This window comes from Kribbella sp. NBC_00359 (assembly GCF_036097425.1).
Taxonomy (GTDB): domain Bacteria; phylum Actinomycetota; class Actinomycetes; order Propionibacteriales; family Kribbellaceae; genus Kribbella.
The window spans coordinates 3,919,983-3,944,468 of sequence record NZ_CP107975.1; the positions used below are offsets into that span (position 1 = coordinate 3,919,983).

Genomic DNA, 24,486 nt, shown 5'->3' on the forward strand with positions numbered 1-24,486 from the left:
GAGTCAGCGGAGGCGATAGGCGTGGATCAGGGTCTGGTCGACAGCGTTGCCGTCGCTGTCCGAGGACAGCACCTTCAGTGAGATGAAGTCGCCCGTGCGCGGATGGGTGTACGTCGCCCGGTAGCGGCCGTCCTGCAGTGTGCTCAGCACGGTCTTCTGCCAGGTCGCACCGTCGTCGGACGACACCAGGACCTTCACCGCACTGACCGGTCCGGCCGTCGATCCGGGTTGGTGGCCGACCGTGAGATCAAGGTCGACACGCTGTCCCCTGGCCGCGGTGTTGGCGAGATCGAGAGCACTTCGGCCGGACCGCGCGTCGGCGACATCGGTGTAGTCGACATCGAGGAGCGGGAGAACAGCCTTGGTCCCCTCCGCGACCGTCGCCGATCGGAACGTCCACTCCGTGTGGGCCGCGGACATCAATCCGACGACAGCCCCGTGGTTGTACACGTCGGAGACGAGCCGGTAGTCAGTCGCGTCCGCCGGCACAGTCACGTCACCGACCGGGGAACTCGAGGTGTAGAGCTCGGTGTCGCCGGCGAACAACGCAGTGGCGGCCCAAGCGCCGGGCAGCGCACGTGACCAGTTGCCCCTGGAGTCGGTGAACATCGCGTAGTCGAAGCTGATCCGGTTCCCTCGCCGTGTGGTCGTGCCCTGGCTGTTGGGCTCGGTCCCACCGGCGACACCCGGGGAGTACGGAGCCTTGAGGAACTCGAGGGCGGCGTGCTCTCCCGGTCGGTAGGTGGGCAACGTACGAGGCCGGACGACGGTCCGCCCGGCGCCGTACTCCCAGGCTGTCGCCACCTGTACGTCGCGACCGGCGGTCACGTACTGGGTCCGGGTGTAGCCGGTGGACGGGACCCAGTCGCCGACGGGTTGCGTCGTACAGCCGCAGCTCTGGCGCAGGTGCTGATTGAGGATCCACCCGCCCCCGGCCTCGCCGGTTCCAGAGCTGTAGATCCTGGTCGCCACGGTGGCCAGGCCGGTGGCGCGGTAGGCGAGGTCGCGGCCGACCTGTCCGTTCTCGACGAAGCTGACGTCATAGGCGTACGGCGAACGCGGTGTGCCGGTTAGGTCGATCCACGCCGACGACGGTCGGTGGGACGCGGCACGCAAGGCGAGGCCGCCGGATCGCGTCGTCGTCATCGTCACGATCCCGGGATCCCCTGCCGGTGGGACCAGCAGGCTGGTGTCGGCCGGGTAGATGACCACCCCCGCAGCGCCTGCGTCGGCGAGCTGTTGGACCAGAGTGTCGACGGAGATGTCACTGGGTTGCTGGACGACTGCGACCGCACCCGCAACACCCTTGGGATCGGAGTCGGCATCGACCAACCGGTAGCGGTGTCTACCTTCGGCGAGCGGACCGCCGGCGTACCAGACATCGGTCCGGCCGTGGCCGGCCTTGGCTTGCAGCAGCGGTACTCCGGCGTCCCAGGTCGAGGTGACCGCGAATCCGGCGTCCTGGACCCGCTCGGTCGGCGACATCGACAGCAGCGGCGGTGTGCCACGGGTCAGATCGACCTGCCACTCGTCGTAGGTGGCGGCAGTGCTGCCTGCGTCGCCCCTGGCCCACCGGACCGAGAGGCTGTGAGGAACCGACGGCTTCGGGGTCGTCAGCGTCATCGGTTGTGCCGTCCGCGCGTCGAGCGTCACGGTGGAGTTCGGTGCCTGGGCGGCCAGCTTCGGCAGGCCCACGATGCTCACCTCGGCGAGTCCGGCACCGGAGGCATCAGGTGTCCGGACGAGCCCGAAGACGTTGTAGTCGCCCTCCGGCAGGCGCAGAGTCCACTCCTTCTGGTCGGGAGTGAAGAAGAAGTCCTCGGGGTAGTACCGCCCGTCGACCTGCCGGTACGGCGCGACCCGGATCCGAGCCGTTGCCGGGCTGCCGTGGCGGTCGAGGGCACGGAAGGTCACCTCGACGGTGTCGTCCTGCTTGACGAAGCCGACCGCAGTGGCGATCCCGCCGCCCGGACCGGTCGCGGTCACCCGTCCGGTGTAGTCGTCGGCTGTCAGCGCGGTTGCGTCCAGTTCGAGCGTGACCTCGGCTGCTCCACCCGGCGCGATGGTGACAGTGCTGGGGTGGACGCTGGTTCCGGCGAGGTCGGTCGCCAGGTCGAGGCTCACCGCGGCCTTGGAGTAGTTGTGATAGGTCAGGGTCCGCTGCTGCCGCAACTGGTCGGCGCGATAGGGGCGGGTGATGTCGCCGAAGCTCGCGACCCCCTGGTCGACGGTGACCTGCTGGGCGATTGCCCGGGTGAGGTCGACGGCCCCGCCACCGGCTGTGAAGGCGGTGCCGCTGGAGACCGGTGCGGCGGTGGAGGTCAGCGTTGCCTTGAGCAGACTGGGAGACCAGTCGGGATGGGCCTGGTGAACGACAGCTGCCGCGCCGGCACTGTACGCCGCGGCCGGCGCGGTGCCGACGACACTCGCGTAGCCACCGCCTGGAACGGCGCCGACGACCCCGAAGGCCGGTGCGACGAGTTCAGGCTTGATGGCGCCACGATCCGCCATGACGCCGTGCCGCGACTGATCCCACCAGCGCGCCTGCCGGGTACCGCCGACCGTGAGCGCGGCAGCAGCCGCTGCCGGTGCGGCCACTTCGGACGTGCCTGGCTGGCCCGGCCCCTTCGAGCCCGTGGACACGACGAACAGGGCGTCGGAGGTCTGGCTCAGACTGTCGACCGCCTCCGTCAGCGGATCGTTGCCACGAGTGATGGCGCCCTCGACGTTGACGTCGACGACGTCGGCACCAGAGGCCGCGGCCCACTGCAGGCCGGCGATGGCCCAGGACTCGTAGCCGATGCCGGTGTCGTCGAATACCTTTCCGGCGGCCAGGTGAGCACCAGGCGCGGCGCCGACGTACTGGCCGTTGGAGGCGGCACCGCTACCGGCCGCGACCGACGCGGTGTGCGTGCCGCTGCCCAGTCGGTCGGTGGGGTCGTTCGCGCCGGTGAAGTCTCGCGCCTGGTCGATGCGGCCGGCGAAGTCGGGATGTGAGGCGTCGATGCCGGTGTCGAGGATCGCGATCGTGGAGCCGGTTCCGTCGTACGACCCCTGGGTTTTCGGAGTGGCCGCGGCGGTGTCAGTGGTGCGGTCGGTGGGGACCGCGCGGGTGCGCGCGTCGAGCCATACCTTCGCCACGTCGGCCCGCCGCTCGATCTCGGCGAGGAAGGTCGTTCCGGCCTGCTTCGGCTGAGTCACGGCCAACGCCCTGACATCGGCGAGGGCTGCGCGGACCTGGACTCCCGCGGGAGCCGCCTTGGGGCTGACGGCCGCGCCGGTGCGGTAGGTGACGATGAGGGGGAGCGTGGTCCGGTCGGCGTCGCCGTACCCCTGGCGGACCAGGGCGCTGACGTCGAAGAGACGTGGATCGAGCTTGCCGGCGGCGAGGAGTTCCTGTGCCGAGGCCGGCTCGACGTACACGTCGCCGTCGCGGACGTAGCTGTAGGTGCCGCCGGGTGCGCCCGCTACGACTCTGGCCTGCTGTGTGCCATCTGCCTGGGTGTCGAGGCGTACGACGTCGCCGGTGACGAGTGTGACCAGGTCGGTGGTTGAGCCGGTGCCGGGCTGTTCTGGTGCGGCAGTGGTCGGGGGCAGGGCCGTGGCAGTGCCGGCTGTGGCCAGCAGTGCGGTGGTCAGTGTTCCAGCAAGGACGAGGGCGGTAAGTCGTCGAGGAGGCACGCGTGGAACGTATGAGCCGCCGTGGTGGCGAGCAATGCCTCTGACTGGCAGATACCCGTCATGGCGCGAGTCGGCCGCGCCGCTGGGACGGCCGCGGCGGGGTGACGAACGGTGTCGTCACCCCGCCGCGGGGTGGTGGTTGGCTGCGCCCGGGAGGGGCGCAGGGCGGATCATGCCGCCGGGGGCTTGTTGTTGGTGTCGTCGTAGATACGGGAGGCGATGTCGGCCTCGGGCGAGTGGTTCTGCTGGTTCACCGACTGCTGGACGTTCTGCCAGACCGCCTTGCCGTCGGCCTCGGGAATCACGATCCAGGCCACCGCGTAGCCGAGCAGAGCGGTGCCGCCGGTGATCAGGGTCAGACCGACGATGCCCAGGCGGACCAGGGTGACGTCGATGTTCAGGTACTCGGCGATACCGCCGGAGACACCGGACAGCATCCGCTGGTCGCGGGAACGGCGCAGGGTCTTGCCGGACAGGTTCGAGAACGGTGCATTGGAGTTCGTCATGGCTCAACTCTCCCGTCCAGGACCCCTCCGGCACATCAGGATCGGTACCGACCGACCCCTGACCCGACCCCTGGAACCCCGATCACCCACCCCTGACGACTTTCGTGGAACCCCAGCCCGCGGTCAGCCTGTCTCTAGAGGTGAGGGGCGGTGCGAATGGACGACTTCAGCGAGTACGTGGCGGCGCGCTGGCCCACGCTGGTTCGCTCCGCGGTGCTCCTCGGCTGCAACCACCCGGAAGCCGAGGACGTCGTCCAGACCGCCTTGGAACGCTGCCTGCTGAAATGGGGCAAGGTCCGCGCGGCCGACGACCGGGACGCGTACGTACACCGGATCCTGATCAACACGTTCCTCTCCGCCCGGCGCCGCCGCTGGCACGGGGAGCGACCCTCGGCGGTCCTCCCCGAGTACGCCGGTCTCGACCAGACGACCGGTGTCGACGACACCGACGCGGTGACGCGCGCACTCGACCGGTTGCCGGGTGACCAGCGCACAGCCGTCGTACTGCGGTACTACGCGCACCTGAGCGAGCAGCAGATGGCGTCCGTACTCGGCGTCCCCGCCGGCACCGTGAAGAGCCGGCTGTCCCGGGCCGTGAAGGCCCTGGCGCAGGACCCGGACCTGGCAGAACTGCGAGAGACCCGATGATCGAAGCGAAGCTGACCGAACTCCTCGAACGCGCCGGCGAGCACGTCGACGTCGGCCCGCCCCCGCTGGACGCCATGCGCGCGGGCGCCGCCCGTCGACGGCGCCGCCGTACGGTCGCCTGGTCGTCCGTCAGCGTGGCCGCCGTGCTGGCCGTGATCGGTGGAACGACTCTGCTCACGCAAGGCTCCAGCGGCGTCGACCCCCAGCCGCCTGTCACCTCCCGTAGCCCAGGCGTGGTGGCTGGCGGGACGCGGCTCGTCGGACTTGGGCACGCGGCGATCGCGGTGCCGAAGGCGTGGGGCACGAACCAGGTGATTTGTGGAACGCCGCGGACCGACACGGTTCTCGTCGACTTCGGCATAACGACCTTGTGCTTGGGTCTTCCCCGCGCCGGGGTCGAGAGCGTGGAGGTGGTTCGCGGCAAGCCGAAGACTGACTTCCACGTCGATGAGAGCACCGAGATCGATGGCGTGCCGGCCCAGCGTCAGCGGACGACCTGCAGCCAGGGCCCGATCAACAAGGTCACAGTCTGCTCCGGCACTGTGTTCATTCCGTCTCTCGACGTGTCGTTCCAGGCGACGTCGTCCACGAGTGCCGAGGAGGTGGGCCGGATCCTCGCGCGGATCGTGATCGTGCCGGACCTGGTCGGCGTACCGGGGTACCGGACGATCGGCCGGAATGGTCACCAGCCCCAGGGGCCGGACTATGCCGAGTTGTTGAAAGAGGCGGGGTTGAAGGCCGAGTTCCGGACCAGGATGTCGCCCGGCTACCCGGCTGGAATGATCTTCAGCGGCTCGCCGGCACCAGGCACGATGGTGGCGCCTGGCACGCCGGTGACGATCACGGTCGCGGGGCGCTGACGTCGTACGGCGGAAACTGTCGGTGCGGGTGCTTACCGTCGGGGGAATGGACGTCCAGGTGCTGCAGAAGGTCGTGTTCGGCCTGCCGGGAGTGGAGGAACACGAAGGCTGGGCGGGTCAGCCGGTCTTCAAGGTGCGGAACAAGAGCTTCGCCTACATGTCGGAGGACGAGACCAGGCTGCAGCTCAAGGCTTTGCGCGAGGAGCAGGAGGCGCTGGTGTCCGAGGATCCGGACGTGTACTCCCCGTCCTGGGCAGCCGGCCGCTTCGCCTGGCTCGACATCGACATCGCCGCGGCCGACGACGAAGAGCTCCGGGAACTGATCACAGAGGCCTGGCGCCTGACCGCCCCGAAGTACCTGATCTCCCAGCTGACGTCCTAGATCGTCCGACGGACCAGGACCCACTGCGGACTGGTGCGGCTGACCTCGGTGAAGCCGGCGTCGAGGAAGACGGACAGCGGGCCGCGATAGAGGTCGGACGAGGGAACGCGGTTGGTGGTGGAGATGTCGACGGCACAGCCCTCGATGAAGGTGGCGCCGTACGAGCCGGCCAGATCGACAGCTCCGTGGGCCAGTTGGCGTGTGAGGCCCTGGCGGCGGTGGCCGACCGGTACGACGAAGCACGTGATGACCCACGCGTCCGGCCGATCGGTGCGCCAGTTGGGTGAGGCGACCACCCGTGGGTACGACGTCCGCGGGGCGACCGCACACCAGCCGACCGGCGTGGTCCCGTCGTACGCGAGGACGCCGGGTGGTTGCTCCGCGTCGCAGACCTGGGATCGCAACGCCTTCCGGTGGCTGTCCGGGGTGGCGTCGGACCAGTGCCGGCCGCGAAGCCGGAAGTACTGACAGAAGCACCGGGCCGGATCGCCACGCTCGCCCATCACCGTCGCCACGTCGTCCCACGAGTCCGGCCTGGCCGGGCGCACCTCCAGCATGCGGTCACCGTACTGTGCCTGGCGTGACCGGATGCGTCCGGTGGGGGACCGGGACGAGACTGTCGCCGGTCCCGCCGCGATGCGAGGTTTGGGCCATGTCGAACGAACCTCAAGCAGTCCTTCTCGATGACGCCGAAACCAGCCCGGTCGCACCGGGCATCGTCCGCCGGGCGCTGCCGTCCAGTGGGCAGGTGCTGGTCCGCGCGTTCGACCTCGACGCCGGGATCGCCTGGCCGGAGGTCGACGTGCACGACCGAGACGAGCTGATCTACGTCGCGGCGGGCGAACTGCTCGACCACGGCCGGTCCTACCCGGCCGGGACCTACCTGTACTACCAGGCCGGCAGCCGGCACCAGCCGCGGACCGAGACCGGTGTCCGGATCATCGTCTTCGGGCCGGCGGAGGCGCCCGCCGCGAGCTGATCGCCAGCCGGCCCTGCGGCGGGGGGCTGGCTTGCACTCGTTTGGGTCGAGTGCTAATACTTGGTTAGCACTCGAAGGGTGAGAGTGATAAGACTCCTGCCCCGCGAGTGTGACAGAAGACGGCCTCGATGAGGTGCCGGAGCGTGGCGGGACATGAGCGCCGCGACCTCGGCGCCGTCCGTCGCGGGCATCCGGGCCGGCTGAACACAAAGACTCGACGCGGGAGGACTCGCGGAGAATGCCCAAGCTGATTTCTTTCAATGAAGAGGCGCGCCGCGGCCTCGAGCGAGGGATGAACACCCTCGCCGATGCGGTCAAGGTGACGCTCGGCCCCAAGGGCCGCAACGTCGTCCTGGAGAAGAAGTGGGGCGCCCCCACCATCACCAACGACGGTGTCTCCATCGCCAAGGAGATCGAGCTCGAGGACCCGTACGAGAAGATCGGGGCCGAGCTCGTCAAGGAAGTTGCGAAGAAGACCGACGACGTCGCGGGTGACGGCACCACCACCGCCACCGTGCTGGCCCAGGCCCTCGTCCGCGAGGGGCTGCGCAACGTTGCGGCCGGCGCCAACCCGATGAGCCTGAAGAAGGGCATCGAGAAGGCGACCGAGGCGGTCAGCGAGCAGCTGCTCGCGCTCGCCAAGCCGGTCGAGACCCGGGAGCAGATCGCTGCGACCGCGTCCATCTCGGCTGCCGACAACCAGGTCGGCCAGATCATCGCCGAGGCGATGGACAAGGTCGGCAAGGAAGGCGTCATCACCGTCGAGGAGAGCAACACCTTCGGCCTCGAGCTCGAGCTCACCGAGGGTATGCGCTTCGACAAGGGCTACATCTCGCCCTACTTCGTGACCGACACCGAGCGGATGGAAGCGGTCCTCGACGACCCGTACATCCTGATCGTCAACAGCAAGATCTCGAGCATCAAGGACCTGGTCCCGGTGCTGGAGAAGGTCATGCAGACCGGCAAGTCGCTGGCCATCATCGCCGAGGACATCGAGGGCGAGGCGCTGGCGACCCTGGTCGTCAACAAGATCAAGGGCACCTTCAAGGCCGTCGCCGTCAAGGCGCCGGGCTTCGGTGACCGCCGCAAGGCCATGCTGGTCGACATCGCCGTCCTCACCGGCGGCGAGGTGATCTCCGAGGAGGTCGGCCTCAAGCTCGACTCCGTCGACCTGGAGCTGCTCGGCCAGGCCCGCAAGATCGTCGTCACCAAGGACGAGACGACCATCGTCGAGGGCGAGGGTGACGCCGACCAGATCGGCGGCCGGGTGAACCAGATCCGCGCCGAGATCGAGAAGTCGGACTCCGACTACGACCGCGAGAAGCTGCAGGAGCGGCTGGCCAAGCTGGCCGGCGGCGTTGCGGTGATCAAGGTCGGCGCGGCCACCGAGGTCGAGCTGAAGGAGCGCAAGCACCGCATCGAGGACGCCGTTCGCAACGCGAAGGCGGCCGTCGAGGAGGGCATCGTCGCCGGTGGTGGCGTGGCTCTGCTGCAGGCGTCGGTGATCGCGTTCGAGAAGCTGGACCTCGACGGTGACGAGGCCACCGGTGCCGCCATCGTGCGGTCCGCGGTCGAGGCGCCGTTGAAGCAGATCGCCGTGAACGCCGGCCTCGAGGGTGGCGTCGTGGTGGAGAAGGTTCGCAACCTCGAGCCGGGCTGGGGCCTCAACGCCGCGACCGGTGAGTACGTCGACCTGATCGCCACCGGCATCATCGACCCGGCCAAGGTGACGCGCTCGGCGCTGCAGAACGCGGCGTCCATCGCGGCCCTGTTCCTCACCACCGAGGCCGTCATCGCCGACAAGCCGGAGAAGGCCTCGGCCGCTCCGGGTGGCGCGCCCGACATGGGCGGCATGGACTTCTGATCCACTGAGGTCCAACAGCACAAGCAGTACAAGCGGTCCCGGGCCTTCGGCCCGGGACCGCTTGTTTGTGTGGGCCGCGGCGCTGGCCGTTAGGTTGCGGTGATCAGGTGGTTGGCGAGGGTGGGGAGAAGGTGCCGGCGGGGATGGTCCGGCTGAGGCCGCAGGTGCCGTCGGAGGTGCCGGGGACCTTGAGCCACGCCAGGAGGTCGACGCCGGCGGCCTGGGACGGGACGCCCGCGACCTGGGTGGCGACGCCGAGCTTGCCGTACGGAGCGTCGGCATCGCGAATGAGTCCTTCCGTCAAGGGCGGGAGGGTCACTCACCGTGTCGACGACGTTACCGCTCGACGGTCAGCTGTTCTCGTCGAGCTCACAGAACGACGTGTAGTGGTCGCCGGTGTAGTAGACGTGGATCGGCGTCGTCAGCGCGCCGCCCCCGATCAGCCGGCGCGCACCGCGGTCGGGGGAACCGGGCGTCTTCACGGTGTACTCGTGGTAGTAGCCACTCGACTCCGACGGCAGGATGCCTTCCCGGTTCTGGAAGACCGTGCCGTCCTGGGGATATGGGAACGGCCCACCGGAGTGGATCAGGTCGAGAGTGTCCGAGGCCTGCGACGGCAACGAGCTGATTGCGCAGGTGTCGATGGCCTGCGTGCTGGGTGCGGTGTAGGACGGCACGTCGTACGTCGGTGCGGCGTACGCGGTGGAGCCGAGGGTGGTCGCGGTGGCGAAGGTGAGGGCGGCGATGAGGGTTCTCATGCCGAGGAGGCTTCCCGGCCCAGGCGACGCCGGTACATCCCAGGTGTGAATAACAACTGGACTATGACCTCGACCGTCCCCTAAAGTCTGGGCCGGCGAGACCGAACCGCAGCGGAAGGAGCGACCGATGAACACTCTGACTTGTTTCCCGGCGCGACCGATCCGCTCGCACAGCTCGCACTGAGCGGAGCAGCGCGCCTCCTGCTGGAGGATTCGTGACCATCCGCACCACCGTCGAGGCCGACCTCGACACCATTCTTTCCCTGATCGAGCAGAAGTCGGTCAACACCGTCACGCTCGACCGCTACCGCGAGTACGTTGCCGACGGCTACTACCGCGACGACTGGACCTGGGTCGTCGAGGAAGACGGCAGGATCCTGGCTCTCGCCATCTGGTGGGGCGCCCCCGGCGACGTCCACCCGTACAGCATCGACGGCCTGTACTATGCCGGCGACGGCGACCCGGTCCCGGTCTGGACGGCGCTGATCGAGCACGCCGTCAAGTCCCGCCCGGCCGATGCCGAGCCGCCGGAGTACCACTTCTTCCTGACCAGCGACTGGCGGGACGAGCCCGACGTGGTCGCCGCGGTCGAGCCACGCAGCCAGGCGGCCGCGGCGGCCGGGCTGACCGAGATCACCGACCGGCTGCGGTACGAGTGGAAGCCGGCGTACGGACTGCCGCCGCGGTCCACCCGGGTGCGGTTCGAGCCGGCCGGCGACGAGGCCTTCGTGGACGTGTTCATGCGGGTCAGCGAGGGCAGCCTGGACGCGGCCACCGCGCGGGAGATTGCGCGGCTCGGGGTCGAGGGCGCGGCCCGCGAGGAACTCGCCATGTACAAGTCGATGCCGGGCGACCGGTCCTGGTGGCGGCTCGGGTACGACGCCGACGGGAAACTGATCGGGTTCGCGATGCCGTCCGCCAACGCCGGTGGGCCGGTGGTCGGGTACCTCGGGGTCCTGCCCGAGCAGCGCGGGCACCGGTACAGCGACGACCTGCTGGCCGAGATCACCCATCTGCTCGCGGAGACGGGTGCCGAGCACATCCGGGCCGACACCGACTTCGGCAATGTCCCGATGGCCAAGAGCTTCGAGCGCCTGGGATACCGGAACTTCGCGGTCCGCCGGGTGTTGTCCTTCCCGGAGGCCTGAAGGCTATCCCTCGGCGTACCCGACTGGGTGCGCCGAGGGGCAGACGGCGGGCGTTCCGGCCCCCTATGCTCCCTGACATGTCAGAGAGCTCCGGGGGGAGTCGGGAGCGGGGGAGGCACGGCGATGCGTGACATCGCGCTCATCCTGCACGTCGTGGCGGGTGTCCTCGCGATCGTGTTCGGCCCGTTGGCGATCGTCCTCACCCTGCGCCGGCACGGGTTGAACTGGGCCGGCGAGGTCTATCACTGGGCCATCGCGCTGGTCTGCGTGTCCGCACTCGTGATGGTGCCGTACGACTGGAGCCGGCTGTGGTTCTTCTGGCCGATCTCGATCGCGTCGTACCTGTTCGTGTACCTCGGCCAGCGGGCCGCCGAAGCGCCCGGCGGGTTGTGGTATCGCGGCGTACTGCGGGGGTACGGCGGCGGCTGGATCGCTTTGTGGACAGCGATCGTGGTGGTGAGCCTGCCGCACCAGCCGTGGGCGTGGGCGATCCCGATCGTGCTCGGGTCGACCGTGATCGAGTGGCTCTGCTTCAAGCCGCAGCCGGGCTGGACCCATCAGGCCCAGCCCGGCCATTGAGCTGTCAGCGCAGTGGCTTGAAGAAGGTCCGCAGATCAGCGGCGAGCAGGTCCGGCACCTCCATCGCGGCGAAGTGACCGCCGCGCTCGTACTCGTTCCAGTGCTCGATCTTGCCGGCCGGATCGGCCAGGCTCTTGATCGCCGTCTCCGCACCGAACACCGCGACTCCGGTCGGCGGTCCCTGGACGTCGCCACCCCAGCCACCCGAGTCCTGATGGGCGAGCATCGCCTTCCAGGCCTGGACTCCGTCGTAGACCGCGTGCGCCGACGACGCACCGGAGCCGGTGAACCAGTACAGGCTGACGTTGGTCAGCAACTGGTCCCGGTCGACAGCCTCTTCCGGCAACTTGTGGATCGGGTCGGTCCACTCCGCGAACTTCTCCACGATCCAGGCCAGCTGCCCGATCGGCGAGTCGTTCAGCGAGTACGCCAGCGTCTGTGGCCGCGTCGACTGCAACACGAAGTACCCGAAGCCGTCGTCGAGCGACTTGTTGAACCGCTCCACCCGGGCCCGATCCGACTCCGACAGGCCCTCCACCGAGAGCGGTCCTCCGAACGGCGCGCCCGCGCTCACCCCAGCCAGATGGGCGCCGACCACGTGCGCCGGATCCACCATCGGCAGCATCCCGGCAACCCCGGATCCCGCGTCGGTGCCGTGAGCGGCGTACCGCTCGTATCCGAGCCGGCTCATCAGCTCGGCCCACATCTGCGCCACCCCGAACAGGTTGAACCCACCCGGCCCGAGCGGCGTGGAGAACCCGTATCCAGGCAGCGACGGTACGACGACGTGGAACGCGTCGGCCGGGTCACCGCCGTACGCCGCCGGATCGGTCAGCCGGTCGATCACCTGCTGGAACTCCACCGGCGACCCCGGCCAGCCGTGCGTGAGGATCAGCGGCAACGCATCCGGCGACGCCGACCGCTGGTGGAAGAAGTGGATCCGCTGACCGTTGATCTCGGTCGTGAACTGCGGGATCTCGTTCAGCGCGGCCTCCGCGGCCCGCCAGTCGTAGCCGTCGGCCCAGTATCCGGCGAGCTCCTTGAGGTAGGAGACCGGAACCCCGCGGCTCCAGTCGTCCACGGCCGGAGTGGCCGGCCACCGCGCCGCGGCCAGCCGCGCCTTGAGGTCGTCCACCTCCGCCTGCGGGATCTCGATCCGGAAGGGCCTGATGTCCATGTTCGTTGTCATGCCTTCAGGCTAGAAACGATTGCGGCGAGCTTCCTTCCGCAATGAAGAACGAATCTGAGCGGGACAATAGTCGGGTGACGAGCAACTTCGACCGCTTCCTGGCGCAGCTCCCCACCGCCGATGCCGAGCGTGGCCGCGCGCTGTTCCGCCCGGCCCGGGTCGAGCGCGGCGAGTTGCTGGTCCGGGCCGGCGACCGGCCGGAGCGCGTCGGGTTCGTCGAGCGCGGACTCTTCCGGCTCTACCAGACCGACGCGGCGGGGACCGAGCGTACGCTCGCGTTCCGCGCCGAGGGCGAGCTCGTCTGCGCCTACAGCGCGGCCCTGCGGCAGGAGCCCTCCCGGCTGACCATCGAGGCCCTCGAGCCGGCCGACCTGATGATCGCTCCACGGTCGACGTACGACGCGTTGGTCCGGGCGAGCCTGGGCTGGCAGGCTCTCGTCGCCCGGCTGACCGAGGCACTGTACCTGCGGGTCGAGCAACGGCAGACCGAGCTGCTCCTCGCCGACGCGACCGAGCGGTACCGGCTGTTCCTCGCGGGTCACGAGGACCTCGCCGGCCGGCTCACGCAGCGCCAGATCGCGTCGTACGTCGGGATCACACCGGAGGCGCTCAGCCGGATCCGGCGGCGATTGATCTCGATCAACGACGACCGGCCCGCGGCTGCCTACGGTCGGGATCATGACGACGATGCGCGCGATGGCAACCGATCGAGTCGGCCCCGGAGCAGTCCTGCGGCCGCACACCCTGCCGGTGAAGGCACCCGTTGACGGCGAGGTCCTGATCAGGGTGATGGCCGCGGCGGTCAACCCCGCCGACCTCGGCATGCTGGCCGGCAACTACCGCTGGTACGACGAGCTCCGGCTGCCGCTCGTGCCTGGGTACGACGTGGCCGGCGTGGTCGAGGGCGGCGACTGGGCGGCCGGGGCAGCGGTGATCGCCAGTACCGGTCACTCGCGGACGCAGGTCGGTGGCTATGCCGAGTTCGTGACGCTTCCCGCCGCGCAGGTCGCCGCGGCGCCGGCGAACCTCGACTGGACCGAGGCCGCCACGCTGCCACTGGCCGGGCTCACCGCCTACCAGGCGCTCGATCTCCTCGACCTCGCCCCAGGCAGCACGCTGCTGGTCAACGGCCCCCGGGGAGCGGTCGGCCGATTCGCGACCGAACTCGCCGTCGCGCGCGGCATCACCGTCCTCACACCGGACACGGGCGAGGCGCCGGCAGCGGACTCGGCCGGACGGCCGGCCTCGGGGTCGGCTGATGCCGCCCTCGATGTGGTCGGTGGACCGCGGGCTCGCGCGGCCTTCGCGGCGGTGCGCGACGGCGGCCGCTATGTCACCACCGTGCCGGAGTTCTGGGTCCCGGGTGGTCAGTTCACCGCGGACCGGGGCATCGAGCCCAGGATCGTCCGTGCCGAGCCTGACGGCCGCATGCTGGACCGCCTTGCCCGCGCCGCAGAAGCCGGTCAGCTCACCGCGACCGTCGCCAAGACGCTCGCGCTGACGGAGGCGGCGGACGCCCTCGACCTACTCCAGGCCGGAGGCGTCCGCGGCAAACTCGTCCTGGTCCCGTGAGGTGCCGGCCGCTCAGGCCTGGCCGCTCGCCGGTCCCTGGTCACCCCAAGGCTCCCTCCACCCCCGGGGTCAGGCCTGGCCGGCCTGCTCCTCTGGAGTGGCTTTGCGGACGACGAGACGCGTCCAGGCGCCGACATAGATCCGGTCGTCCGGGTCGAGTTCCTGGCGCTGTCCAGGGACGATCGGGTCCTCGGGAAGCGGTCCGGCGGCGGACGCGACGTACGTGCCGTTGGAGGACTGCAGGTCCTCGACCCACCAGCGCTGGCCGTCGGTGGTGAGCTGTGCCTGACGGCGGCTCACCCCGGTGTCGTCACCGCAGTCGACCTCGGGCGAGATACCGCGACTCCGGGACGGCCGGCCGATCAGGACGCTCTTCTCGTTCAGCGGGATCACCACCGGCAGGCCCGGCGACGGACACGGGTCGTCGCTCTGCTGGACGGCGTACCAGTCGGGGTCGACCCAGCGTTCGACCACCCACTCGGCCACCTCCTTGGGCGCGGGCGGCACCGGCGGCGGGGTGGACAGGTCGAGTGACGAGGCCTGCCGCGGCATGGTGCCGGTGGTGAAGTCGTAGCCGCAGTTCTCGCAGAACAGGGCGTCTGTGGCCGCCGGCTCCGAACAGTTCGGGCAGGTCTGGGCGCCCGTGGCCGGGGCCGCAGCCGTGACCGGGGCCGGCGCCGCGACGGCGGGCGCCGGCGTCTGTGCGGCGGCCGGTGTAGCCGCGGCGCCGATCGGCAGACCGCAGACGTCGCAGTAGTCGGTCGAGACGGACGGGTGCCCGCTCGGACAGGTGACTGTCGTCATTTCTTCACCCGGGTGGTCTTGGTGGAGGCCGTGTCGAGTGCCATCTCGTCGGCTTTCTCGACCGTCCGCTTGAGCCGCACCGTACCCGCTTCCTGGTCGTCGATGTCGACGACCTTGCGCAGCCGGGTGGTCGCCTCCTCGTTGCCGGTCTGGGCGGCGAGCTGGACCGCGCGGCCGAGCTTCGTGGTGGCGGTCGCGGTGTCACCCGCGGCCTTCGCGGCCAGGCCGTCCTGGATCGCCTCGGCCAGCTCTGTCTGGCCGGTGTAGTGCGCGACCTCCGGGCTGATCCGGGTGGTCAGCGCCTCGTCCGCGGACCACAGCGCCTTGACCAGGCCCTGCGCGACCACGTCGTCGCCGATCACGAGCTGCACCCGCGCGGCGAGCTGCTCCTGCCCGATTCCCTTCGCGGCCAGCCGGATAGCGACGTGGTAGTCGCGGGACTCGTCACCCCACGAGCCGGTCGGGTACGAGCCGGTCAGCGGGTTGATCGCCGTACGGCGTGAGGTCAGGTCCTCGACCGTGGGCGCGACCTGCCGGACGAACAGCACCTCGGCGCCCTGCGGAGCCCAGACCCGCAGATCGGCCTGGGCGATGCCGCGGCTCATCGCGTTCTGGATCAGCTTGGAGAACTCGGCCGCCAGCTGTTCCCGGGCCGGGATGATGTCGACCGTACCCAGGAGCGCCTGGGCGATCCGCCGTACCTCGTCGACCTGCCAGGCCACACCGACGCCGCGGCAGTCGCACTGGAACTGGCCGGTGACGGCCTGGATGGTCTGGGTCAGCACCTCGGGCGTCTCGTGCTGGTTCTCGCCGTCGGTGAGCAGGATGGCGTGCTTCTGGGTCAGCGACGGCACGGTCGCGAACACCCGCGACGCCAGCCGCAGCCAGGTGCCCATCGCGGTCCCGCCGTCGGCGTAGAAGCGGGACACCGCGTCCTTGGCCGCCTGCCGGGTGAACTGGTCCATCCGCACCATCACCGGCTCCGGCGACGGCGGGAACGCCAGCTGGGCCCGGTCGTTGCCGGAGATGACCGCGAACCAGACCCCGTCGAGGATCTGGTCGAGTGCGGTCTGAGCGGCGTACGCGGCGGCCTGGACGCCCTCGCGGCCCATCGAGCCGGAGGTGTCGACGATGATGATCTCGCCGGCGTCGCCGCTGCCGGACTGCCCGGCCGCACCGGCGCCGGTGCAGTTCACCGTGACAATCGCGTGCACATCGGTTCCGCCGTCGGGCAGGAACTCGTTCTGGTAGACGGTGGCGGAGAACTCGGCCATCTCGGGTCCCTTTCCTAGAGCCGCGCCAGCGCGACGGTGATGTTGTCCTGGCCACCCTGGGCGTTGGCCCAGTCGACCAGGGCGGACGCGGTGGCCATCGGCTCGCCACCGTTCGCCGCAGCGGTCTGACGTACGAGGTCGGCCAGCGGTGCCGCCTCGGAGCAGTAGTTCCACAGTCCGTCCGAGCAGACCAGGATCCAGCCCGGCCCGGTCACCCGGAGCGTCGTCGTCCGAGGAGTGTGGTCCGGAGCGTCCTTGCCGAGCCAGCGAGTGATCGCATGCGCGTGTGGACCGGACTCCGCCTCCTCACGCGAGATCCCGGTGGCGATGAGCTCGGCGGCCCACGAGTCGTCCACGGTGAGCGCGACCGCCTCGGCCTCGTCCGGGAACCAGTACGCGCGACTGTCCCCGACGTTGCCGGCCACCAGCAGACCGTCCTCCAGGATCGTCGCCACGAACGTGCACGACGCCGGGTTGGGACTGTCCGGACTCGTGTTGTCCAGTACGGCGTCGTTGGCCGCATCGGCAGCCGCCTCGAGCCGGGCCACGATCGCACTGCTCCGGGACGACTCAGTGCCCAGGCCTTGCGCGTGCCCGGCCGTCAGTACGTCGCGAGCCGCGCGGGATGCGGCCAGTGACGCGACATCCGAGTCGAGTGACGAGCTGACACCGTCACAGACGACCAGCAGCGCGCGGCTGCCCGGTTCGGGGTCGGCCGCGATGGCCAGTGCGTCCTCGTTGCGGCTGTGCCGGATTCCGCGGTCGCACACGCCGGCCACCCACGGGCTGGGCTGCTCAGTGTAGTGGTCCCGGACCTTGGCGGCCTTGGTGCCGCACGTCTCGCAGTAACCCTCCGCACCGATGACGCCGCCGCAAGACTGGCACGGTCCCACCGGACTGGTCCCTGTCATGATCTCGACAGTCGGCTCGGTGTCGGTGTCCAAGGCAGGCGTGGTCGGGGTGCTGGGGCTGAGCTCGGCGCCGCAGGCCTCGCAGAAGCGATCGGCCTCGGAGACCGGGCCGCCGCAGCTGGGGCAGACCGTCTGGGTCGTACTCGTCATCGCAACGTCCATCCTCGAACCTCGTTGGCCTGGTCGACCAGGGCGATCCGTTCCGGCCGGCTCTGCGCCTGGTCGGCCAGTTGCCGGTAGGTGGCCTCGAGCCCGTCCCGCAGGGCCGGCTCGGTGGCCTCCCGGCCGTCGATCCGCAGTCCTTCCTGCGGACCGGACTGCTGGACCTCGGTCAGCGCGGTCCGGAACACGTCCGCGGCCAGGTTGGCCCGGTCGACCGGGTCGATGGTCAGCGCGTCGATGCTGTCCATCGCCTGGGCGAGCGCGGGAAGGCCACGCCCCGATCCTGCCAGTAGTCCGGCCCGCTGGCGACGGGCCCGGACGTACGAGCCGCTGGTGCGGGGCACCAGGTCGAGTGCGGCGAGGGCGCCGTCCAGGTCGTTGCGCCGCGTGCGGATGTCGGCCAGGCCGAACGCCGAGGGGGCGATGTAGTTGGCGTCGGTCCGCGCACAGGTGAGGTAGAGGCCCTCGGCAACGTCGTACTCGCCGCTCTGCTCGCAGGCGATCGCCAGCGCGAGCTTCGGCCCGAGCTCGCCCGGCACCTGGCCGTAGACGGCGTTGAATGCCGACTGGGCCGCCGCCGCGTTCCCGCGAGCCAGTGCGACCAGTCCGGCCATCCAGACTGCCCGCCACTCCCACGGATCCTCGGCCAGCAGGTCCGAGACCGCGGTGTCGACCATGTCGTAGCGGTCCGCGCCCACCTCGAGTGCGGCCTCGGCGATCTCCAGCAGGATCTGCGGGGACGACTCCGGCGCATCCACGAGCAGTTCGAGCCGCTTGCCCGCGTCCGGCACGCTGACCGTCTTGAGCCAGCCAGCCATCTTGTCGCTGTCGTCCGGCGCCAGCGAGGGCAGCTGTTGCCACGGCGCGGCCGCCTCGCCCAGGCCCATCGCCTTGTCGCCGGGTGTGCCGAACAGCAGCGACGACGCCGAGTGCTGCGCCGCCTTGACGCCCTGCTTGTCCGCGACGATCTCCCGCAGTACGCCGAGCAGCTGCACGCGGAACTCGTCGGCCGACTGGAACCGGTCTGCCGGATCCTGGGCACACGCCTTGAGCAGCAGCCGGTACACCGAGTCGTACTGCTGGAACAGCGGCACCTCGGCCACGGGCGGCAGCGAGGTGACGTACCGGGACTGGTAGCCGCGGAACTCCATCGCCAGCACGCACAGCGTCCGGCCGAGCGTGTAGATGTCGGAGGCAACGGACGGGCCGACCTCGGCGACCTCGGGTGCCTGGAAGCCGACGGTGCCGTAGATCGCGGAGTCCATGTCGTCGATCCGCCGGACACCGCCGAGGTCGATCAGCTTGACCGCGTCGCCGACCTGGATGATGTTGTCCGGCTTGAAGTCGCAGTACACCAGGCCGAGGTCGTGCAGGTACGAGAACGCCGGCAGGATCTCCAGGAGGTAGGCGATCGCCTGGTCGATCGGCAGCGCGTCGTACCGGCCGTTGTTGGCGGCCATCCGTTGCTTGAGCAACGTCTTCAGCGACGTGCCGCCGACGTACTCCATCACGATGTAGCCGGCGCCGTCGTGGGTGACGAAGTTGTAGATCTCCACGATCAGCGGGTGCTCGACCCGGGCCAGGAACTGCTGCTCGGCGATCGCGGCCGCGACGGCGTCCGGATCCTCGGAGTTGAGCAGGCCCTTCAGCACCACCCAGCGGTCGGACACGTTCTTGTCCCGGGCCAGGTAGATCCAGCCGAATCCACCGTGCGCCAGGCAGCCGGCCACCTGGTACTGACCGCCGACCAGATCGCCTGCCTGCAGCTTGGGCGAGAAGGAGAACCGGTTGCGGCACTTCGGGCAGAAGCCCTCGGTCCGGCCGGGCTGGCCGGCGCGGGACCGGCCGACCGGGTTGCCACAGTTCGGGCAGTTCCGGCGGTCCTCCGGCACCTGCGGGTTGACCAGGATCGCTTTGCTCGCGTCGATCGCGGGGATCGACGGTACGTGCGTCAGCCCGGCACCGAGCCGCGCTCCGCGCAGACGGGTGGACGACGTCCCGAGCTTGCGGGTCAGCTTGGACCCGGCCTGGGCGGCCCGGGCCGAGCCGAGCGGTGTCGACGCGAGCCGGTTGGACGCGCGCGACACGGTCGACGGCGTACTGATCGGGTCGGGGTCGCTGGTCACGGCCGGGGCGCCGGAGACGGCGGAAGGGCTCGTGGTGCCGTCGGGAGCGGGGGAGCCGCAGACGTCGCAATAGCCGTCGACGAAGGTCCCCGTGCAACCGGGTTGCGTGCAGGCGCCGGTCGCCGAGACGGCCGAGGAGGCGGCGGCCGGGGCGGCCGGCGAGGCGGTCGCAGCGGCGGTCGCGGGGGAGCCGCAGATGTCGCAGTACCCGTCCACGATGCTGCCGGTGCAGCCGGGTTGCGTGCACGCGATGGTCGTCGTCATTTCGTCCCTCCGGTGGCTTCCAGGTAGGCCTGGTAGGCCGTCACGAGTGCGCCGAGGCGGGTCAGCTCGACCGGCTCCTGCGCGATCACCGCGCGGGCGCGCCGGTACAGCTCCGCGAGATCTTCGTTGCCTGGGGCAACACTGCTCGCCTTCACCTGGTAGGCGTCCAGCAACGCCGCCAGCTCGTCACGGTGCGCCAGTGCGGCGCCGTACGCCGCCTGCGCCTGACCCAGCGCCCGTCGTACGGCGTCCAGCCGGCTCAGGTACTTCTCCAGTTCGGTCGGGGTGTTCGGCACCGGGCCGAGTGCGGTCACATCAGGTACGGCGAGCCGCGGGGCCGGTGTGACCGTGGCGACCGCCTTGTCGGCGAGGGCTCGGACCGCGGTGCCCTGCGCTTCCAGTTCACTGCGCAGCGAACGCGCCCGCGCGACGTCGGCGGCTCGCTCCTTGCGGGTCGCGGCGCCGACGATCAGGTCGCGCTCGGCCCGGGCCGCGTCGATCTCGAGCGGGCCGATCAGTCCGCCGATGTCCGCGCCCCGCTTGCTGCGCTCGGTCAGGTCGGCGACGCGGCGGTCGAGGTCGTGGTGCTCGGCGATCGCCGCGTTGCGAACAGTCGCCGGCTCCAGCTTGACGAGGTCGTTGATCCGTTCGACCTGCGCGCGCAGTTGCCGCAGGTGGGCAGCCAGGTCGGCGTCGCCCGGCTCCAGCGCCAGCTTGGCCCGCAGGCTGGACGCCAGCGCATCCGACAACTTGCATGCCTCAGGCAACGAAACCGCGAGTGACCCGCCGGCGCCGCCGGTGTCCAGACCACCCCAGATCAGCGTCGAGATCCGCTCGGTCTCCTTGACTCCGACCCGCCCGGAATCCCACGTCACCAGGATCAGCTCGTACCGATCCGACACGGCCTTCCACACCGCCATGCTGAGCACGACATCCGCACTCAAAGCATCCGCGTCCGCCGAATGCAAAGCAGCCTGATCCAACTCGTCGAGCTCAGCCTTCCGCCGATCCCGCCAAGTCCCCAACGCGTCGAGGAACGAGAGCAGCTCCGTCGCAGCGACGCTGCTCCCCATCTTCCCCGGCGGCGCCGGCGCCGAGACAGTCGGCGTACGAACGGTCATGCCGGTGGGACCCGGCCGTAGACCGGCGCCGGGGGAGTCGCCTTCCCCAGAGTGCCGAGCCAACTGTCGTACGAGTGCTGCCAGCGGCCGTCCTTCTTCATCTGCTCGAGCACGCCGTTCACGAACTGGACGAAGTCCGCCTGGCCGGCGTTCATACCCAGACCGTAAGGCTCGGCGCTGAACGCTGGGGCCGTCGTCACGCGCGCATACGGGTCCTGCGCGGCCTCGCCGGCGAGGACGGTGTCGTCACCGGTGATGCCGACGGCCTTGCCTTGCTGGAACAGCACAAGGCAACCGGTGGCGGTGTCCGCCGTGATCGGGACGACCTTCGGGTATTTGGTGCGCAGGTTGTCCAGGCTCGTCGAGGCGGCGGGCGCACAGACCGTCTGGCCGGCGAGTTCGTCCAGGCTCTGTACCGGTTTGCCGTTCGCGTTCATCAGGTCGGTCCGGACGAGCAGCTTCTGACCAGAGTGGTAGTACTCGGCGGAGAAGGCGATCTCCTTCCAGCGGGCGCAGGTGATCGTCATGTTCCGGGCGACGAGGTCGACTGCCCCCGGCTTCCGCGGCGCCGTCAGCACGGGCAGTCGCTGTGGGGTCGAGATCACCCGCAGTTCGACGCGGTTCGGGTTCGTCTTGGCGTCGGGGAAGATCGCCTCCGCGACAGCGTTGACCATATCGATGTCGAGGCCCTCGATCTTGCCGGTCAGCGGATTCCGGGAGCCGAGGTTGAGGCTGTCCGCGGAGACGCCGGCGACCAGGCGACCGTAGTCGTAGATCTTGCTCATCGTGCTACCTGCCGGCATCTGGCCGGGTGGCGGCAATGGTCCCGCGGGCGCGTACGACTGCAACGCGTTGGTGCAGTCCTGCGGTGCCGGTGTCGCGGGCGGTGCCGGTGTCGCGGAGGGCTTCGCCGGGACTTCGGTGGCGGCGTAGTTCCCCGAGCCGCAGGCGGTGAGGAGGAGGGCGGCGGCTACCGCGATCGGGATGAGCTTCTTCATCGGTACTCCTCCAGTCGCTGCGACATGCCCCAGGTGACGAGCAGTGCAGCCACGATGCCGAGCGGTAGGCCGAGCCAGCCGATCGGTGGCAGGCCGCCGCGGGTGTCCGACAGCTCGGATGTGACGGTGTCGCTCGTCGACTGCAGTCTGTCGGCCGAGCTCTCGTCGAAGGACTTGAACGCGACGACGGAGTTGTTGTCCTTCGTCGTACCCACGGCCATCGCGACGGCGTTGTCCCAGTTGCCGTTGGTGTCCGCCTTGCGGACCGCGCCATGGATCCTCTTGTACTCGTTCCAGCTGGTAGTGAGGTCGTTGGCCGTCGTGGAGGATTTCTTCAGTTCGTCGTCGACGGTGGCGGAGGCGGTGTTGTAGGCCTTGTCGAAGGCGTCGCCGGAGCCGCGGGCGATCAGGGTGAGGCTCTCGTTGGAGCGGGCGTCGTACGCCGCGATCCGGGCGCGCGACAAGGCCAGGGTCTTGGCGTAGGCGTCGTCGCGGGTGCTCGATGCATTGCCGGACGCGCTGGACAGGGAGACGCCGCCGACGACGGTGGTCAGCAGGATGAGCAGGCCCCCGGCCGCGATCGGGATGTTGATGTAGCGGTGCGTACGGCGGGCCAGCCAGCGCAGCGTGATCACGAAGACCACCAGCGCGAGGAGGCCGCCGGCGACCACCCAGATCGTGCCGAGGCGGACGCCGTCGAACTCGGTGTCGACCCGCTGCTCATTGGCCTCCACCAGCGCGTTCACCAGCGGCAGCGAGTCGTTCTGCAGTACGGCGTTCGCGTCGCGCAGGTATTGCGATCCGATCGGGAGGCCCTGGCGGTTGTTCGCCCGGGCTTGCTCGATCAGGCCGTCGTACGTGATCAGTGTGGTGTTCAGCTCACCCAGTGCCTTCTGGTCGGCCGGCTGGGCGGTCGAGGCTTCCGTGATCAGGCGGGCCGCGGACGCCATCGAGTCGACGAAGTGCTGACGCTGCGCGGGCGGCTCCAAACCGCCGACGAGGAACGCGTTGGTCGCGTCCGCGTTGGCGCTGACGAGGTTGGTGTGGATGGCCTGGATCCGGACAAGCTGGGCGGCGTTGGCCTCGGCGCGTTTCAGGGCGCCGTCGGACTGCCGGAACCCCTGGGCTGCGGTCAGGCCGAAGACGACGCTGACCGCCGCGGCCAGGACGAGGAAGGCGCGCATCCGGCCTGGTGTGCCCTCGAACCACGCGGCGACCAGACCCCGCACGCCTGGCCTCCGGGCGCTGGGTGGTTGCGACGCGGTGCTGCTGGACTGCTGGGCCGGCGGCGACGACCAGGTCGCGGGCGGCGCACTCTGAGTCTGGGTCACGCCTCTTCTCCTTGCTCGGACTGGTCCGCTTCCACGGCGAGGTCTGCCGGCTCGGCGACGTCCTCTTCCTCACTGAGGTCCTCAGCGAGGATCTGACGCAATTGGTCCTTCGTCGGTGCCGTCACGTCGCGAAGCCTCCAGGCGTGCCGCCCGATGGCGGCCTCCAGCACGTTGCGCGCGAACCTCCCGTTACCGAACGAGTGGTCACGTGGCGTGGCCTCCAGGATCTCCCGGAACCTGTCCAACGCCTCCGGCACCAGCTCGTAGTCGGCGGCTTCGGCGAGCCCGGTGAGGATGTCGGTCAACTCGTCGTCGCTGTAGTCGTCGAACGCGATCGTGGTCCGGAACCGGCTGGCCAGCCCCGGGTTCGCCGCGATGAACGCCTCCATCGGCTCGGGGTACCCCGCAACAATCACCACCAGGTCGTCGCGCCGGTCCTCCATCTCCTTGACCAGCGTATCGACCGCTTCACGCCCGTACTGGTCGGCGCCGCTGTCCCCCGAGGTCAGGCTGTACGCCTCGTCGATGAACAGCACCCCGCCGGCCGCGGACGCGACCACCTCGGCGGTCTTGGTCGCGGTCTGGCCGAGATACCCCGCCACGAGCTCGGACCGGTCGACCTCGACCAACTGCCCCTTCGACAACAGGCCGAGCGCCTTGTAGATCCCGCTCACCAGCCGCGCCACCGTGGTCTTGCCGGTGCCCGGATTCCCCACGAACACGAGATGCCGCGTGATCGTCGGACTCTTCAGCCCCGCCTCGGCCCGCAGCTTCTCCACCCGCAGTACGGCGACCTGCCGATGCACTTCCCGCTTCACCCGAGCCAGCCCGGTCAGCTCGTCGAGCTCCGCCAGCAACTCTTCAACCGATTTGGCAGGTTCTTCAGGCTTCGCTTCGACAGGAGTCTGAGGTGTGCTCTGGACTGTCGGCGTCGGAGCGACCTGCAGCGGGCGGGCGCCCGCGGCCTGCAGTTGCGCCGCTGCTGCCACCGACGCGTTACCTACAACCCGCATGGTGGGTTCGCCCAGCGTGCAAGCTGCCGAGGCCACCTCGGCCAGCGCCTCGGCGTAAGCAGCCTTCTCTGTCGAGCCTTCCGCGATCAGCTCGGTCAGCACGGCGGTCGGCGCACCACGCCAGCGACGACCGCGTACGGCGGCATCGAAGAAATCCTGTGTCGTCGCACCCGGGCTGGCCTTGGCCCAGTCCGCGGGTGCACCCGGAGCGGACTCCGCCAACGCGGCGGCCAGCGACAATGCCTCCGCCTGGGCGGTCCGCTCGGCAACACCCGCACGAGCAGCCACGGCAAGCAGTTCCGACACTGCTTCCGAG

Annotated in this window: 23 protein-coding genes; 9 read left to right on the forward strand and 14 right to left on the reverse strand. The window is 69.8% G+C overall.

What is annotated here, in order from left to right:
• Positions 1–3 precede the first annotated feature (3 nt).
• Both OG876_RS19245 and OG876_RS19250 read right to left on the reverse strand, forming a co-directional pair.
• Positions 4–3,681, reverse strand: a complete 3,678-nt coding sequence (locus OG876_RS19245) for a S8 family serine peptidase (RefSeq protein WP_328526251.1) — start codon at positions 3,679–3,681, stop codon at positions 4–6.
• 170 nt (positions 3,682–3,851) lie between these two features.
• On the reverse strand, positions 3,852–4,187 hold the full coding sequence (locus tag OG876_RS19250) for a PspC domain-containing protein (RefSeq protein ID WP_328526252.1): 336 nt from the start codon (positions 4,185–4,187) through the stop codon (positions 3,852–3,854).
• 156 nt (positions 4,188–4,343) lie between these two features.
• On the opposite strand from OG876_RS19250, the gene OG876_RS19255 reads away from it, so the two are divergent.
• Genes OG876_RS19255 through OG876_RS19265 form a run of 3 tightly spaced genes read left to right on the forward strand, consistent with a single transcriptional unit; the run spans position 4,344 to position 6,077 of the window.
• Positions 4,344–4,835 carry a SigE family RNA polymerase sigma factor gene (locus OG876_RS19255; RefSeq protein WP_328526933.1) on the forward strand — a complete coding sequence of 164 codons (492 nt, stop codon included), beginning with the start codon at positions 4,344–4,346 and terminating at the stop codon, positions 4,833–4,835.
• Positions 4,832–5,695, forward strand: a complete 864-nt coding sequence (locus OG876_RS19260; RefSeq protein ID WP_328526253.1) for a PASTA domain-containing protein — start codon at positions 4,832–4,834, stop codon at positions 5,693–5,695. The genes OG876_RS19255 and OG876_RS19260 overlap by 4 nt, the downstream gene beginning before the upstream one ends.
• A 46-nt stretch (positions 5,696–5,741) precedes the next feature.
• On the forward strand, positions 5,742–6,077 hold the full coding sequence (locus OG876_RS19265) for an MmcQ/YjbR family DNA-binding protein (RefSeq protein WP_328526254.1): 336 nt from the start codon (positions 5,742–5,744) through the stop codon (positions 6,075–6,077).
• Here the strand turns inward: OG876_RS19265 and OG876_RS19270 are convergent.
• Positions 6,074–6,634, reverse strand: a complete 561-nt coding sequence (locus OG876_RS19270) for a GNAT family N-acetyltransferase (protein WP_328526255.1) — start codon at positions 6,632–6,634, stop codon at positions 6,074–6,076. The two genes, OG876_RS19265 and OG876_RS19270, sit on opposite strands and share 4 nt — an antisense overlap.
• A gap of 95 nt (positions 6,635–6,729) precedes the next feature.
• Here OG876_RS19270 and OG876_RS19275 point away from each other — a divergent pair, with 95 nt between their 5' ends.
• Positions 6,730–7,056 (forward strand): cupin domain-containing protein, encoded by a 327-nt coding sequence (locus tag OG876_RS19275; RefSeq protein ID WP_328526256.1) that lies wholly within the window; start codon positions 6,730–6,732, stop codon positions 7,054–7,056.
• 238 nt (positions 7,057–7,294) lie between these two features.
• Positions 7,295–8,920: a chaperonin GroEL gene (gene groL / locus OG876_RS19280; protein ID WP_328526257.1), complete on the forward strand. Its 1,626-nt coding sequence runs from the start codon at positions 7,295–7,297 to the stop codon at positions 8,918–8,920.
• 103 nt (positions 8,921–9,023) lie between these two features.
• Here groL and OG876_RS19285 read toward each other — a convergent pair whose 3' ends face one another.
• Together OG876_RS19285 and OG876_RS19290 are read right to left on the reverse strand one after the other, a co-directional pair.
• A complete protein-coding gene (locus OG876_RS19285) occupies positions 9,024–9,224 on the reverse strand; it encodes a hypothetical protein (RefSeq protein WP_328526258.1) in 201 nt (66 codons plus the stop codon).
• A gap of 46 nt (positions 9,225–9,270) precedes the next feature.
• Positions 9,271–9,678 carry a ribonuclease domain-containing protein gene (locus OG876_RS19290; protein ID WP_328526259.1) on the reverse strand — a complete coding sequence of 136 codons (408 nt, stop codon included), beginning with the start codon at positions 9,676–9,678 and terminating at the stop codon, positions 9,271–9,273.
• A 215-nt stretch (positions 9,679–9,893) separates the two neighbouring features.
• Between OG876_RS19290 and OG876_RS19295 the strand changes: the two genes are divergently transcribed.
• Positions 9,894–10,826 carry a GNAT family N-acetyltransferase gene (locus OG876_RS19295; RefSeq protein ID WP_328526260.1) on the forward strand — a complete coding sequence of 311 codons (933 nt, stop codon included), beginning with the start codon at positions 9,894–9,896 and terminating at the stop codon, positions 10,824–10,826.
• 123 nt (positions 10,827–10,949) lie between these two features.
• On the forward strand, positions 10,950–11,405 hold the full coding sequence (locus tag OG876_RS19300; RefSeq protein WP_328526261.1) for a hypothetical protein: 456 nt from the start codon (positions 10,950–10,952) through the stop codon (positions 11,403–11,405).
• Between the two features lie 4 nt (positions 11,406–11,409).
• On the opposite strand, the gene OG876_RS19305 is transcribed toward OG876_RS19300, so the two are convergent.
• A complete protein-coding gene (locus OG876_RS19305; protein WP_328526262.1) occupies positions 11,410–12,594 on the reverse strand; it encodes an epoxide hydrolase family protein in 1,185 nt (394 codons plus the stop codon).
• Between the two features lie 74 nt (positions 12,595–12,668).
• Between OG876_RS19305 and OG876_RS19310 the strand changes: the two genes are divergently transcribed.
• A complete protein-coding gene (locus OG876_RS19310) occupies positions 12,669–13,361 on the forward strand; it encodes a Crp/Fnr family transcriptional regulator (protein ID WP_328526263.1) in 693 nt (230 codons plus the stop codon).
• Positions 13,273–14,166, forward strand: a complete 894-nt coding sequence (locus tag OG876_RS19315; RefSeq protein ID WP_328526264.1) for an NADP-dependent oxidoreductase — start codon at positions 13,273–13,275, stop codon at positions 14,164–14,166. The genes OG876_RS19310 and OG876_RS19315 overlap by 89 nt, the downstream gene beginning before the upstream one ends.
• A gap of 69 nt (positions 14,167–14,235) precedes the next feature.
• Here the strand turns inward: OG876_RS19315 and OG876_RS19320 are convergent, their stop codons facing one another.
• Genes OG876_RS19320 through OG876_RS19355 form a run of 8 tightly spaced genes read right to left on the reverse strand, consistent with a single transcriptional unit; the run spans position 14,236 to position 24,476 of the window.
• Positions 14,236–14,970: an FHA domain-containing protein gene (locus tag OG876_RS19320; RefSeq protein ID WP_328526265.1), complete on the reverse strand. Its 735-nt coding sequence runs from the start codon at positions 14,968–14,970 to the stop codon at positions 14,236–14,238.
• The gene (locus OG876_RS19325; protein ID WP_328526266.1) at positions 14,967–16,244 is read right to left on the reverse strand and encodes a vWA domain-containing protein; all 1,278 of its coding nucleotides are present in this window, start codon (positions 16,242–16,244) and stop codon (positions 14,967–14,969) included. Before OG876_RS19325 ends, OG876_RS19320 begins: the two co-directional genes overlap by 4 nt.
• 14 nt (positions 16,245–16,258) lie before the next feature.
• Positions 16,259–17,305 (reverse strand): PP2C family serine/threonine-protein phosphatase, encoded by a 1,047-nt coding sequence (locus tag OG876_RS19330; protein WP_328526267.1) that lies wholly within the window; start codon positions 17,303–17,305, stop codon positions 16,259–16,261.
• Positions 17,302–19,707, reverse strand: coding sequence for a serine/threonine-protein kinase (locus OG876_RS19335; protein WP_328526268.1), 2,406 nt, complete (start codon positions 19,705–19,707; stop codon positions 17,302–17,304). Before OG876_RS19335 ends, OG876_RS19330 begins: the two co-directional genes overlap by 4 nt.
• On the reverse strand, positions 19,704–20,828 hold the full coding sequence (locus OG876_RS19340) for a hypothetical protein (protein WP_328526269.1): 1,125 nt from the start codon (positions 20,826–20,828) through the stop codon (positions 19,704–19,706). Before OG876_RS19340 ends, OG876_RS19335 begins: the two co-directional genes overlap by 4 nt.
• Complete coding sequence (locus OG876_RS19345; protein ID WP_328526270.1) at positions 20,825–21,826, reverse strand: glutamate ABC transporter substrate-binding protein; 1,002 nt, start codon at positions 21,824–21,826, stop codon at positions 20,825–20,827. Before OG876_RS19345 ends, OG876_RS19340 begins: the two co-directional genes overlap by 4 nt.
• Positions 21,823–23,157, reverse strand: coding sequence for a hypothetical protein (locus OG876_RS19350; RefSeq protein ID WP_328526271.1), 1,335 nt, complete (start codon positions 23,155–23,157; stop codon positions 21,823–21,825). The genes OG876_RS19345 and OG876_RS19350 overlap by 4 nt, the downstream gene beginning before the upstream one ends.
• Complete coding sequence (locus OG876_RS19355; protein ID WP_328526272.1) at positions 23,154–24,476, reverse strand: AAA family ATPase; 1,323 nt, start codon at positions 24,474–24,476, stop codon at positions 23,154–23,156. The genes OG876_RS19350 and OG876_RS19355 overlap by 4 nt, the downstream gene beginning before the upstream one ends.
• Positions 24,477–24,486 lie beyond the last annotated feature (10 nt).

Coding starts and splice junctions, on each gene's coding strand:
- OG876_RS19250 (WP_328526252.1), bottom strand. CDS start 4,187: ATGACGAACTCCAATGCACCGTTCTCGAACCTGTCCGGCAAGACCCTG.
- OG876_RS19255 (WP_328526933.1), top strand. CDS start 4,344: ATGGACGACTTCAGCGAGTACGTGGCGGCGCGCTGGCCCACGCTGGTT.
- OG876_RS19260 (WP_328526253.1), top strand. CDS start 4,832: ATGATCGAAGCGAAGCTGACCGAACTCCTCGAACGCGCCGGCGAGCAC.
- OG876_RS19265 (WP_328526254.1), top strand. CDS start 5,742: ATGGACGTCCAGGTGCTGCAGAAGGTCGTGTTCGGCCTGCCGGGAGTG.
- OG876_RS19270 (WP_328526255.1), bottom strand. CDS start 6,634: ATGCTGGAGGTGCGCCCGGCCAGGCCGGACTCGTGGGACGACGTGGCG.
- OG876_RS19275 (WP_328526256.1), top strand. CDS start 6,730: ATGTCGAACGAACCTCAAGCAGTCCTTCTCGATGACGCCGAAACCAGC.
- groL (WP_328526257.1), top strand. CDS start 7,295: ATGCCCAAGCTGATTTCTTTCAATGAAGAGGCGCGCCGCGGCCTCGAG.
- OG876_RS19290 (WP_328526259.1), bottom strand. CDS start 9,678: ATGAGAACCCTCATCGCCGCCCTCACCTTCGCCACCGCGACCACCCTC.
- OG876_RS19300 (WP_328526261.1), top strand. CDS start 10,950: ATGCGTGACATCGCGCTCATCCTGCACGTCGTGGCGGGTGTCCTCGCG.
- OG876_RS19305 (WP_328526262.1), bottom strand. CDS start 12,594: ATGACAACGAACATGGACATCAGGCCCTTCCGGATCGAGATCCCGCAG.
- OG876_RS19315 (WP_328526264.1), top strand. CDS start 13,273: ATGACGACGATGCGCGCGATGGCAACCGATCGAGTCGGCCCCGGAGCA.
- OG876_RS19320 (WP_328526265.1), bottom strand. CDS start 14,970: ATGACGACAGTCACCTGTCCGAGCGGGCACCCGTCCGTCTCGACCGAC.
- OG876_RS19325 (WP_328526266.1), bottom strand. CDS start 16,244: ATGGCCGAGTTCTCCGCCACCGTCTACCAGAACGAGTTCCTGCCCGAC.
- OG876_RS19330 (WP_328526267.1), bottom strand. CDS start 17,305: ATGACGAGTACGACCCAGACGGTCTGCCCCAGCTGCGGCGGCCCGGTC.
- OG876_RS19335 (WP_328526268.1), bottom strand. CDS start 19,707: ATGACGACGACCATCGCGTGCACGCAACCCGGCTGCACCGGCAGCATC.
- OG876_RS19340 (WP_328526269.1), bottom strand. CDS start 20,828: ATGACCGTTCGTACGCCGACTGTCTCGGCGCCGGCGCCGCCGGGGAAG.
- OG876_RS19345 (WP_328526270.1), bottom strand. CDS start 21,826: ATGAAGAAGCTCATCCCGATCGCGGTAGCCGCCGCCCTCCTCCTCACC.